Annotated in this window: 8 protein-coding genes; 7 read left to right on the top strand and 1 reads right to left on the bottom strand. The window is 34.6% G+C overall.

Annotation, left to right across the window (positions count from 1 at the left end; all coding sequences use genetic code 11):
• Positions 1-168: 168 nt before the first annotated feature.
• A complete protein-coding gene (locus QOX35_RS13010) occupies positions 169-843 on the bottom strand; it encodes a helix-turn-helix domain-containing protein (protein ID WP_283687293.1) in 675 nt (224 codons plus the stop codon).
• Between the two features lie 697 nt (positions 844-1,540).
• Here QOX35_RS13010 and QOX35_RS13005 point away from each other — a divergent pair.
• The 7 genes from QOX35_RS13005 (at position 1,541) to QOX35_RS12975 (ending at position 12,856) form a co-directional block, all read left to right on the top strand.
• A complete protein-coding gene (locus tag QOX35_RS13005; RefSeq protein WP_283687292.1) occupies positions 1,541-2,083 on the top strand; it encodes an RNA polymerase sigma-70 factor in 543 nt (180 codons plus the stop codon).
• 66 nt (positions 2,084-2,149) lie between these two features.
• Positions 2,150-3,133, top strand: coding sequence for a FecR family protein (locus QOX35_RS13000; protein WP_283687291.1), 984 nt, complete (start codon positions 2,150-2,152; stop codon positions 3,131-3,133).
• 35 nt (positions 3,134-3,168) lie between these two features.
• The gene (locus QOX35_RS12995; protein ID WP_283687290.1) at positions 3,169-6,438 is read left to right on the top strand and encodes a TonB-dependent receptor; all 3,270 of its coding nucleotides are present in this window, start codon (positions 3,169-3,171) and stop codon (positions 6,436-6,438) included.
• A gap of 12 nt (positions 6,439-6,450) precedes the next feature.
• The gene (locus tag QOX35_RS12990; RefSeq protein ID WP_283687289.1) at positions 6,451-7,911 is read left to right on the top strand and encodes a RagB/SusD family nutrient uptake outer membrane protein; all 1,461 of its coding nucleotides are present in this window, start codon (positions 6,451-6,453) and stop codon (positions 7,909-7,911) included.
• A 12-nt stretch (positions 7,912-7,923) separates the two neighbouring features.
• Positions 7,924-9,285, top strand: a complete 1,362-nt coding sequence (locus QOX35_RS12985) for a DUF5016 domain-containing protein (RefSeq protein WP_283687288.1) — start codon at positions 7,924-7,926, stop codon at positions 9,283-9,285.
• A gap of 75 nt (positions 9,286-9,360) precedes the next feature.
• A complete protein-coding gene (locus QOX35_RS12980; RefSeq protein WP_283687287.1) occupies positions 9,361-10,332 on the top strand; it encodes a TolB family protein in 972 nt (323 codons plus the stop codon).
• A 16-nt stretch (positions 10,333-10,348) separates the two neighbouring features.
• Entirely contained in the window at positions 10,349-12,856 is a 2,508-nt protein-coding gene (locus QOX35_RS12975) for a family 20 glycosylhydrolase (protein ID WP_283687286.1), read from the top strand.

Raw genomic sequence — 12,856 nt, 5'->3', positions numbered from 1 at the left:
TTTTATTTTTAAATGTATTATATTTGCTTTTCAATTTCCGCCTATTCTCAGTTAATAGACTATTCTATTGAGTGATTTAAATTGATTTAAGTTTTGCCTTCTTAACCGTTGTTTACAAAAATAAATTATGTTTTATAAAAAAAACTCATATATTTTTTTCTTTTTTTGTTACTTTTTCACCTTTTTTATATCATCTTTCTCTATTAGTGTTTGTTTACGTATATATCCCGGAGATAATCCGAACTTTGATTTACAAAATTTGTAAAAATGAGACATAGATGAAAAGCGATAATCAAAACAAATTTGTTTAATACTTTTACGGCTTCGACGTATTTCATGATAAATATCCGCTGCCTTTCGCAATGTAATCCAATGTGAAGCAGGTACTCCAAAAATTTTACGAAAACGTTTTTCAAAACCTGAACGGCTATAACAAGAAAGACTGGCTAGCTCACTAATTGATTTTACTTCTCTATAATTTTGGTATATAAAATCAGAGAAACTATTATCTCTCGAGGCCAATGACTGAAAAAAAAGGCTTCTTTCCTGGAGGGTATAGCAAATAGACATGAGATAAAAAAGCTCTCGTATTTTTATACAGATATATAGAGCATCTCTGAAGTTCATATTAAGAAACCATTTTAAAGATTCAGCATAGACTGATATAATTGGAGTAAAGCTCAAAATTACAGGTTTATTTGATGATAGTTCCTTCGGATAAGAGAATTGGCTGTAATTTGAATAATTGTATAAATTTAAAATCAATCCCGGTTTCAGACAGATTGCAGAAGCCCCTTCTGTTGTACTTATAAGGCAGCGACTTCCTATAGATATAAATATCATTTGACCTGCTTCAATATTTTCATCAGTATATCCCGATAAAAGACATGTTAGACGGCCACTCGTTACAAGCACAATTTTATGCTCTTTCGCTATAAATTCAAGATGTTGATCTTTACTTAAGGTCCAGATTTCTAAAAATACAGATTTCTAAAGATACAGAAGCTTCTTCTACTTCTTTAACACACTTTTCATTTAAGACATCTGGTGTTTTAGTCTTCATTAGAATAAAGATATCAAGTTAATAAGAGTTTGTTAAATATATTAAATTCTATAATTCTAGGGCTTAGAGGAATGTAATCATCAATAATTCAACGAATAACTTTTTCTTATGTTCAATTTATAGTGCATTTTTTTATTAAAATATTATTCTAATAGTTTATATAATGAATATTTAAAGAATAAAAGTTAACAACTTTTTATGTGCGGAAAAGAAGAATTATAGGAGGGCCTGAAAGAGTCTTGTGATATATCCTTGTCTTAAAAAAGAGTCTATTTTTTATATATGGAAAATATATTTAAGCCATTACTTTTTCTGAATTGAAAAACGAGAAAAAGACTAACCTTAAGAACAAATATAAGTTGTTAATTTATTTTAGTTGTTATGCTGTAAACATAAAACTTACTAGCTTTGTGCCGATAGATAGTTATTGTCATTTCTATATATCCCAGATTTCGTTTTTTATCTATTCTAGATCGTATGGACATAGAAAAAGAGTATCTTTTAAATATTTCGAAAGGAAATACAAAAGCTTTCGATTCTCTTTTTATTCTTCATTATCCGCGAGTGAAAAATTTTATAATGAGCTTAGTCAAGAATGAAGAGGATGCTCAAGATTTATCTCAAGATATATTTCTTAAAATATGGAACAATAGAGAGAAACTCCCCGAAATTCAATATTTCAGAACATACTTATTCCAAATGTCCAAAAATGCGGTCTTCGATTTTTTTAAGGAGAATACACTCTTTGATGATTACGAGGGAGGCTATAAAATAAAAGATTTCGATTCATTGGAAGAGTCAATTGAGGCTCGTGATTTGGAAATGCTTATTGATACATTAGTTGAATCAATGCCTGAGCAACGAAAGAAAATATATAAAATGAGCCGTAAAGAAGGATTCACAAACGAGGAAATTTCTATAAAATTAGAAATTAGCAAAAGAACGGTAGAGACCCACATTTCCAGTGCATTAAAAGATATTAGAAAACTACTTATGAACATAGTTTTATTTTTTTACTAAAAAAAATAGAATTACCGACTACGTGTTTATTTCCTTATTACAGTCTAAGTAATAAAAGCCAAAGAAATGCATAAAAAGCACATCGATCTACTTATAAGAAGATATACAGAGAATATTCTTCCCAAGAATATCCAGTATAAATTCAGACAATGGCTGATAAATTCAGACAATGTTGAAGATAAAAATGCATCTCTTGAAAATATATGGAATAATATAAATGGGGAGGCTGATGAATCTACAATAAGAGATTTAGAGCTGTTGCATCAAAAAATGAATGCAAGACATAGAATTAAGAGAATCAATTACTCTTACATTGTGCGTATTGCCGCCATGATTATGATTCCTATACTATGTTCATATCTTACATATTTCCTTACACAGAAATATTCGGTTAAAAACATAAATATGGTAGAGTGCTTTGTTCCCTATGGCGAAAAAAAATTAATTGTTTTACCGGATAGCAGTAAGGTATGGGTAAATTCAGGATCAATAATAATATATCCCGAAAAATTTGTAGGAGATACACGCACTATTTATCTCAATGGCGAAGCTAACTTCTCCGTAACTAAAAATCCGGATAAACGTTTTATCGTAAGTACAAACAATTTGAATATTGAAGCATTGGGCACAATATTTAATGTTAGGGCTTATTTAGACTTACCAAAAATAACAGCAACATTAGAAGAGGGTAAGATAAAAGTAGAAACAAAAACGGGCCCTGTACAATCTATGATACTGAAGCCGAATGAGCAAATTATATATGATAATAAAACTCAATACTTATCGAAACAAATTGTGGATGCAAAGAGAGTAGCAATGTGGAAAGATGGATATTTAATATTTCAGGAAGCCTCCTTTGGTGATATTCTGCATGCTATAGAAAAACGCTATGATGTAGTTATACACTTTGATGCGGGTAAATATGAAGGAAGGACATTTACGGTACGTTTCTCTCCAGAAGAAACCCTGCCGGAAACATTTGACATACTAAAAGAAATTATTCGGGACTTCAATTATAAGATAAAAAGCAATACTATATATATATATTGAAAAGCAATTAATTAACCTTTAAAATTTATACTCTAATGTTGAAAAGAAAGCATGTTTATACATGGCTTACAGTACTTCTATTGTCTTGTTTGAGCCATGTTTGGGCGCAGTCCAACATTAATATTGTGAATAATAATATCACAATCAGGGCTGCATTGTATGAAATAGAAAAACAAAGTGGCTATTCTGTCGGATTTGATGAAACGGATCTTGATGTAGAAAAAAAACTCTCGATATCAATCCGTAATTTATCTTTGGAAGACGCTCTTAAACAGGTTCTGAAAAATGAGAATTGTAGCTATACAATTAAGCAGAAACATATAATCATTGTTTCGAAACAAAAAAAGGACTCTGACCTTACTCAGCATAGCATTGTGGCACACGGAAAAACAGTAGAGGGAACAGTTATTGACAATCAAGGAGAGCCTTTGATTGGAGTAAGTGTAGTGCAAGAAGGAACAAATAATGGAACAATCACAGATTTGGATGGTAGTTTCTCTATCTCGGTAAAAGACGAAAAATCTGTATTATTGATCTCTTATGTGGGATATGCATCACAACGTATTACTGTTGGTAAAAACTCACATATACAAGTCAAACTACAAGAGAATAATAAGGAGTTGGAAGAAGTAGTTGTTATAGGTTATAATACGGTAAAAAAGAAGGACTTGACGACTGCTGTTGCTGTAGTATCTACGGAAGATATTTCAGAACGTCCAATTATATCAGCAGCTCAGGCTATACAAGGAAGAGCTGCCGGAGTACAAGTTGTTCAGCCCTCAGGTCAGCCGGGGTCTGAACTATCGATCAGAGTCAGAGGTGCAACATCTATACAGGCTGGAAATGAGCCGCTATATGTAGTTGATGGCACTCCAATGACGACTATTTCTAATCTTAGTGCAAATGATATAGAAAGTATGCAAATACTTAAAGATGCTTCATCTGCTGCTATCTATGGAGCAAGAGCTGCTAATGGTGTTGTGCTTATTACTACTAAAAGAGGGAAGGCTGGCGTACGTTCTGTGAGCTTTAGTTCGTATGTTGGATTTTCGAAGCTGGGAAATAAAATAAATGCATTGAACACTGAACAGTATAAAGATTATATCAAAGATCTAAACAAGTACACAGATACACCTGTCTCTATCCCTGATGAAGAAACTCGTTATACAAATTGGACTGATGCATTTTACGGAACCGGTAGTAATCAAAACTATCAGTTGTCATTAACCAGTGGAACTGATAAACTTCAGTACTTTGCTTCTGCGGGTTATTTGGATGAACAAGGTATTGTTAAAAAGTCAAATTTTAAACGTTATAATTTCAGAACGAACATTGATAATCAGCAAACAGACTGGCTTAAAATGGGACTAAACCTTGCCTATACCAAAACAAAAGGAAGCAAGGTCTATGAAAACAGAAGTGCAATGAGAGCCGGATCAATCCTTTCGGTAATAAATACTCCTCCTTATATTCAAAAGTGGGATTCTGATAATCCCGGACAATATGATGAATTTGCGTATGGAGCACGTATATTAAGTCCATTTGCTGCTAATGCTGCAGATCAGACTTACGACAGAAGCCGTCTGATTGGGTCCCTCAACCTCGACTTTACTCTTGCAAAAAACTTGCATTACAAAACAAGTTTTGGAATAGACGAAACGAACTCTAGAGGCTTATATTTTCTAGACCCTACATCCAACTCTGACGGACGATCTACTAAAGGTCGTGTAGAGGAAGAAAGTTCTAAGGATTTTGAATGGCTATGGGAAAACCTTGTAACATACCAAAACAAATTTAAGAACAAGCACAATTTATCAATTCTTGGAGGAGCCACACTACAAAAAGCTAAATCTGAGGAAGGAAATCTTGCAGGATACGATTTACTTAGTTCTTATCCTAATATTCGCTCTTTCTCTGCCGCTAACATCATTGACAAAGATGCTACATGGAGCTATGCATCGGAGTGGACTCTTGCCTCGTTTCTTGGACGTGTGGCATACGATTTCGAAAGCAAATATCTGATCAGTGCTAATATGCGAGCCGATGGTTCCTCTAAGTTTGCACCCGGAAAGAGATGGGGTGTTTTCCCTTCATTTTCTGCCGGATGGCGTATTTCTAGTGAGTCCTTTATGGCCGGTACAGCAGATGTCATTTCAGACTTGAAGCTCAGAGCAGGGTGGGGGCTTAATGGTAATCAGGAAGGAATTGGCAATTATTCATGGCGAGCGCAATATGCAGCAGGAAGAATACCTCCTACTACTGATAATTCATTACCTGGTTTGTCTCTTTATTTGAAAACTCCTGGTAACAGAGAGCTTACATGGGAAAAAACGACCCAAACAAACGTAGGTATTGATCTCAGTATGTTTAATTCGAGACTCATCTTCACTTTTGATGCATACTATAAATATACAAAAGACATGTTGTTAACTGTTTATCTACCTAGTTATGCCAATATACCCGGAGGAATTGCTCGCAATGATGCTGAAATGAAAAATAAAGGTCTTGAAATAGCTGTATCTGCACGAAGCATAGATGCTAAGAACTTTAAATGGAATACTGATTTTAATATTTCATTCAACAAGAATGAAGTAACCAAGCTTGGTTTAAACAAAGTGTACTATTATGCAACTACTTATACTACCGAACAACCTGCTATTATATTAAAAGAAGGAAATTCATTGGGAACATTTTACGGATATGTATCAAAAGGAGTAGATCCGGAAACAGGTAATATCATCTATGAAGATAGAAATGAGAACGGAATAATAGATCCTGAAGACCGAACTAAAATAGGAGATGCACAGCCCTTATTTGTTTTTGGTCTGACAAACACTTTCTCGTATGCAAACTTTAACTTATCGGTATTCTTTCAAGGATCATACGGAAATGATATTTTCAACGCATCAAAGATTGATATGACAGGTATGATGGACTTTCGTAATCAATCTACTGATGTCTTAAAGAGGTGGAAACGTCCCGGTATGGTAACAGAAGTACCTCGTCCTGGAAATATAGAGAATATTTATAACTCTTCCCGCTTTGTTGAAGATGGCTCATATCTGCGACTGAAGAATATAACACTATCTTATGATTTTAGCCCGAAGTTCAACTTTCTGAAAAAAGCAGGAATCAGAAAACTTCAACCATATATAACAGCTCAAAATCTATGGACATGGACAAAATATAGCGGATACGATCCTGAAGTAAATGCTTATGATGCAAGTGCAGTCGAATTAGGTGTCGATTATGGAACATATCCTCAAAATAAATCCGTAATATTTGGTCTTAATGTAGAATTCTAAAAATATAAAGCAATGAAAACAAATATAAAATTATTAGCCTTTATATCATGTCTATTTATCACCTATTCCTGTGGCGATTTTTTAGACAATGAACCTTTATCTGATTTTACAGGAGATCCGCAGAGTTCTTCTAATCTGGAATCTAAATATACATCAGTAACGGATGCTGAAGCCGAACTAAACGGTGCTTATAATAAATTTAAACAAGATATTTTTCAATTTGAGAATTTCAGTTATGGGGATATCCAGTCAGACAATTGCTATGCCGGAGGTGATGGAGTTCCGGGTGAAGAAGTGGACGGTATCAGGGTAACATCTATGAACTCGAAAACCAAACTGATGTGGGCTCAATATTATGAAATGGGAGGAGCAGCAACAAGTGTAATAGAAAATACACGTTTGATGAAAACAAATATTGATGATGCTACTCGCAAACGAATTATTGCCGAAGCTAAGTTTATAAGGGCTTATGCATATTTCGATATTGTAAGAATATGGGGCGATGCCCCTCTGATGATAGAATTGATACCTGCTATTACGGCCGAGAATTTAGAAGAACTATACCCTAAACTATATCCTGCACGTACTACTTCAGACGATATCTATGCACAGATAATAAAAGATTTGGAAGAAGCTATCCCAGATTTGGGTAGTTTGTCGCAAGGTGCATTTAAAGCGACCAAAGGAGCGGCAAATGGTTTGTTGGCAAAAGTATACGCTACTCGAGGAGAAAAGTCTGGACGTAACTATTCTAAAGTTGTAGAACTATGTGATAAAGTGATTGCTGATGGTTATAAATTAGTGACAAACTATGATGATTTATGGAATCCAGCAAATAAATATACAACAGAAAGCATCTTTGAAATATATTATGATGCTACCTCACCCAACTGGGCATATTGGGTATTGTACAGTGAAGAAGATGGTTCTATTACATGGCGCCGCTACTGTACACCGACACATGATCTGATCTCTAAATTCAACCCTGATGACAAACGCTTTGCATCAACAATTGTTTATAAAGAAGTACCATATGATACCTACTTCCCGTCAAGCAATTATCCTATTGCAAATAAAATCCGCCAAAAAGATTCAGAGATTATATTAATGCGATTAGCAGACATACTTCTCCTTAAAGCTGAAGCATTAGTTGAATTAAATAAAATTAGCGAAGCTATGAATATTGTAAATACGATTCGCGATCGTGCCGGATTAAAGAAATTATCAACAACTTTATCTCAAGGAGATGCTCGTTTAGCCGTTGAACAAGAACGTCAATTTGAGCTTGCTTTGGAAGGACAACGCTGGTATGATTTGTTACGCAATGACAGAATGGTGGAAGTTATGCGTCAACATAAAGACAAAAATGGAAAATTACTTTTCCCAAACCTAGAAGAATTTCATAAACTATGGCCTGTGCCTCAGACAGAGAAAGATTCAAATTCCAACCTAACACAAAATCCGGGTTATTAAAAAATGAATATTATGAAGACATTTAAAATATTATTTTTATTGATTTTTATATCTGCCATTTTCGTATCATGTAGTGACAATGATGACAGTTCTACAATCGTAGTACCAGTTATTGAGTCGCTGGCAATAAAGGGTAACGAAAATATTAAGTTAGGAGATTCTATTTATTTTGATGCGAAAGTGAGCGATGCTGTTCGCCCTCTTTCTACTCTCGAGGTAGAATTAGTGGCCAACGATGTTGTTATCAGTAGTAAGTCTATACGAACAAAAGGTAATTCTGTATCGCTAGATAATATTTCTTTGTTTGTGCCATTTACTTCCAATATTGCTACAGGAGATGAGCTGAAAGTCAATTTCACTTTGATAAATGTGGATGGAGGTGAAACTAAAGAGCAAAAAACACTTAAAGCTATCCGGCCCGAGTTACCAGAGACTCTCTATCTTATATTAAGTGATAAATCTGTAATAGAGTTGCATGCAAAAGAAAATACTCCATACATCTATGAATCGGAAGAAGGAGGATATCCAAGTACTTTCAGTACTAAAATAGCAACATCTGAAGACCCTGCACAAGCCAATTATGTATGGAATGCAGGTATTGATGATAATGTAGCATCTATTGGAGATAGATTTGGCAGCGACATTAAATTTTCATATAGTAACTGGCTTGTTAAGAAAATTATATTCGATGCATTTTCTTTCAATTTTGATATAGAGGGCTTGAGACTGGTCATCAAGGTAAATAATGTACAGATGATGGCTTCCGGAAATTACTTGTATGCAAGTGTAGACTTTACCAAAGGACAAGAATTTTCTATATCAGGTATTGATAATATAGAACAAGCTTACAATAGAGACTTTTTCGAATATAATGCTGAAACAAAGACATACAAATTTATAGGTGAATCCGGCAAGTGGGATGTGTATTATTCATTGGATTATAACTATATATGGGTTAACAGGATGACAGATGTGGCTCCAGCTACATATTGGATCATTGGACATGGATTTTCTTCATCTCCTACTTGGAATAGTGCATTTAATTCTATAGGATGGGATCTCAATGATGTGAAACAGTTAGCTTACATGCGCCTTTTAGAACCAAATAAGTATCAGGCAACTGTTTATCTGTCAGATCAGCATGATTGGGGAGGGTTTGATATCCAAATATTTAGTAATCGTACATGGGATGCCCAATTCGCTGTTTTTTCGAATGACTTATTTACCGGAGATTCATCCGGAGTGAGCGTAGCTGGCGGAAGCATGGCAGATTTGGTCGGAGGTGAAGGTTTTATTCCGGGTTATTACCGTATTACACTAGATGTTTCTGATGGTTTGAACAAATCTAAAGTTGATTTTAAAAGACTTCCTTGATAATAATAACAGTGGCTCTGATCATGATGCAAATGAAATTCTGTCATCAGAGCCACTAAAATAAAATATAATACAATGAATACATATTGGTTAAAACTTTTGATAATATGCAGTTTAGGACTCTCTCTATTTAGCTGCAATGATAACGATGATAATAACAAAACAGAGACACCTCCTGTTATAACCGAGGCCCCAACCTTAAAAGGCAAACTAGTATATCACAATTATACAACCTATGACACTGAAGATTCTAAAATGTACATTTATGATTTTGGTACAAATGAATTGAAATGTATAAGTGAAAACTGGAAAATACGCAACGCTATGAATGCGCATTTTTCTCCCGATGGTAAACAAATCACTTTTATGGGAATAGGAGAAGACACAAATACATGGGATATCTTTTTATACGATCTTTCGGGAACAGCACAGCCTGTAAATCTTACACCATATGACGGAACAAGAGATGAAGATCCTAAATTTTCCCCTGATGGTAAACGCATAGCTTTCAAACAAGACTTTAGGGTTGCCGAACTCAATTTGGAAACAGGGAAAGTAACAAAACTTAGTCCTGTAGATTATTCGATGCCTTACTATAATGCCGATGGGACAAAGCTTATTTGTTCGAAAGGCGATGGAGCAACATCTTCTATTGCTGTAATCGATATTAAAAGTAAATCTATAAAAACACTTTATGATGCACCTAAAGTTCAGGATTATTATCCTATAAATGCGGATGAAACATCATTCTATTATTCTGTGGGATATTCCGAAACAAACCGTGTAGATCAGGTATATCGTGGATTTTGGAGCGGATTGAAAAGTAAACGCCTCCCTTTTAATAATACAGACGGTGATTATTCTGATGCTTATCCGATAAATAATGATTGGGTTATTATCTGTAGTACACGTACCGGAAGCCTTGGTGGATATGATTTATATATAGCTAATGTTGTATCGGGAGAAATTTTTCCGATGACAGACTATAATAAAAATATAAACACTGCGAAAAATGAACTGGGACCGTGTGTCTATATTCAAAAATAAAGAAAGTTTTTAAGACATGAAATACATCATTTATCTGATTACTTCTATGTTTATAATGTCGGCATGTATAAATCAGAAGAACCTAAACAAATCCCCTGTCTCATTAATGTGGGAAATGGGTAGGAATGGAATAGAGCCCGGATATTATGAAAATACATTTTATCTTATTAATCATAGCAATGATTCCTTACGGGAAAATTGGATTATCTACTATAATCAGATGCCGGCAGCTGTAAAGCCAGACCCGACATCACCTGTCATTGTGCAGCAAATCAGTTCTACTTATTACAAGATTGCTCCATCATCCTCATATCGTCCTTTAGCTTCGGGTGATACTTTAAAGATAACATTTCGTTGTGCAGGAAGTATTCTGAAAAATGCAGGAGCACCGGAAGGCGCATACATTGTTATGCTCGATGAAAAAGGAAAAGAGTCTGTACCGTATAGTGTTGCTATCAATTCCAAACCTTTTCTTCATGATTATCAATGGTCAAGAGTAGGAGAGAGTGAGTTGCCATATCCTGATGGGAAAATGGTTTATGAAAGTAATCTAATTTTTTCAGAGCAAGTACCTTTAAAGAAAACTGATATCTTCCCATCGCTGAAAAATGTGAAGGAGAATGGCGGAGAATTTTCCTTCACAAAAGATGTTAGCCTGAAATATGATCCAACGTTTGCGAATGAAGCAAATCTATTGAAAGAAAAGCTTGAAAAACTATATGGCTGTAATATTGTAGATAAGGCTGCTGTAATTATAAATCTGAGAAAAGAATCGTATGTAGGCAAAAATAAAGAATACTATCAAATGGAATTGAATAATGGTTCCATTGAAATTACCGGAAATACACCTCATGCAATTTTTAACGGGGTTCAAACACTTTTAGCATTTATACATAGTAAAGATTTACCATATAGCTTACCGAATGTAAGTATATCTGATTATCCCGATCTCGAGTATCGAGGTCAAATGTTAGACGTCGCTCGTAACTTTTCTTCTAAAGAAAATATATTGAAGCTTATAGATATTTTATCAATGTATAAAATGAGCGTTTTACATTTACATTTGACAGATGATGAAGGTTGGCGGATAGAAATTCCCGGTTTAGAGGAACTGACAACAGTTGGAGCTCGCAGAGGTCATACTCTTGACGAGAAGGAATGTCTATATCCTGCCTATGGAAGTGGATGGAATGCTAATGATGAAAATTCGATAGGAAATGGTTATTTTACTAGAAGCGACTTTATAGAAATCCTTAAATATGCACAGAAGCATCATATTAGAGTTATCCCCGAAATAGATCTACCCGGACATGCACGAGCAGCGATTAAAGCTATGAATGCTCGCTATTATAAATATATAAAATCTGATAAAAAGAAGGCAGAAGAATATTTACTTACTGATTTTACAGATACATCACGTTATATTTCGGCGCAAAGTTATACTGATAATGTTATCAATGTAGCTCTACCATCAGTATATAGCTTTGTGAAAAAGGTTGTAAACGAAGTAGATTTGATGTATAAAGATGCCGAAATGGAATTATCTGTTTTACATCTGGGGGGTGATGAAGTTCCCCATGGAGCTTGGGAAGGTTCGGATATTGCAATGACATTTATGAAGGAGAAAGGCTTCAAGGAAACGAGAGAGTTGAAGGACTATTTTATTGAACAGATCATCCCTTTCTTTAAAGAAAAGAATATACAACTCGGCGCATGGCAGGAAGTTGGTTTATTACCTGATGAAACGGTAAATAAAAAGTTTTCCGAAGATAATGTTTTAAGTTATTGCTGGAATACAGTTCCCGAGTGGAATGGAGATGAGATTCCTTACAGATTGGCTAATGCCGGTTATCCTATTATTTTATGCAATGTTTCCAATTTGTATTTTGACTTATCATATAACAAACACGAAAATGAACCCGGAGCTTATTGGGGCGGTTTTGTAAATGAGTATAATTCGTTTAATGTTGTACCATATGATATATATAAGTCTGTACGATCAGATATGAGTGGTAATCGGATAGATATAACAAAGGTATCTAACAAAAAAATAACTTTATCACCAAATGCCTATAACGAAATAAAAGGCATGCAAGGACAATTATGGGCAGAAACCATACGCAATTTTGATATGGTTGAATACTATTTGTTTCCTAAGATGTTTGGTCTTATAGAGAGAGCTTGGAATACTCATCCTGAATGCGAGAAAGAGCCGTTAAGCGATAAATATACTGATGCATTGCGCCTATATAACAGAAAGATAGGTGAGTACGAATTGCCTCGTCTTAGTCATCTGGATATTAAATTTCGTATCGCTCATCCCGGCATAGAGATGATCGATGGCAAATTACATGTAAATACATCTATTCCTAATGCTGAAATCAGGTATACAATAGATGGATCGGAACCTACAGTTAATTCTACTCTTTGGACTGAACCTATAACCTGTAATGCAAAAGAAATAAGGGCGAAAGCTTTTTATTGTGGACGAGAGAGTGTAACCACATTATACAAATACAAATAA

The organism is Dysgonomonas sp. Marseille-Q5470 (assembly GCF_951230145.1).
Classification (GTDB): domain Bacteria; phylum Bacteroidota; class Bacteroidia; order Bacteroidales; family Dysgonomonadaceae; genus Dysgonomonas.
Note: the sequence above shows the minus strand (reverse complement) of the source record. Positions and strands in the feature narration are given on the sequence as shown.

Bases quoted from the DNA above. Each gene is read 5' to 3' on its own strand.
- QOX35_RS13010 (WP_283687293.1), bottom strand. From the start codon at position 843: ATGATATTTATATCTATAGGAAGTCGCTGCCTTATAAGTACAACAGAA.
- QOX35_RS13005 (WP_283687292.1), top strand. From the start codon at position 1,541: ATGGACATAGAAAAAGAGTATCTTTTAAATATTTCGAAAGGAAATACA.
- QOX35_RS13000 (WP_283687291.1), top strand. From the start codon at position 2,150: ATGCATAAAAAGCACATCGATCTACTTATAAGAAGATATACAGAGAAT.
- QOX35_RS12995 (WP_283687290.1), top strand. From the start codon at position 3,169: ATGTTGAAAAGAAAGCATGTTTATACATGGCTTACAGTACTTCTATTG.
- QOX35_RS12990 (WP_283687289.1), top strand. From the start codon at position 6,451: ATGAAAACAAATATAAAATTATTAGCCTTTATATCATGTCTATTTATC.
- QOX35_RS12985 (WP_283687288.1), top strand. From the start codon at position 7,924: ATGAAGACATTTAAAATATTATTTTTATTGATTTTTATATCTGCCATT.
- QOX35_RS12980 (WP_283687287.1), top strand. From the start codon at position 9,361: ATGAATACATATTGGTTAAAACTTTTGATAATATGCAGTTTAGGACTC.
- QOX35_RS12975 (WP_283687286.1), top strand. From the start codon at position 10,349: ATGAAATACATCATTTATCTGATTACTTCTATGTTTATAATGTCGGCA.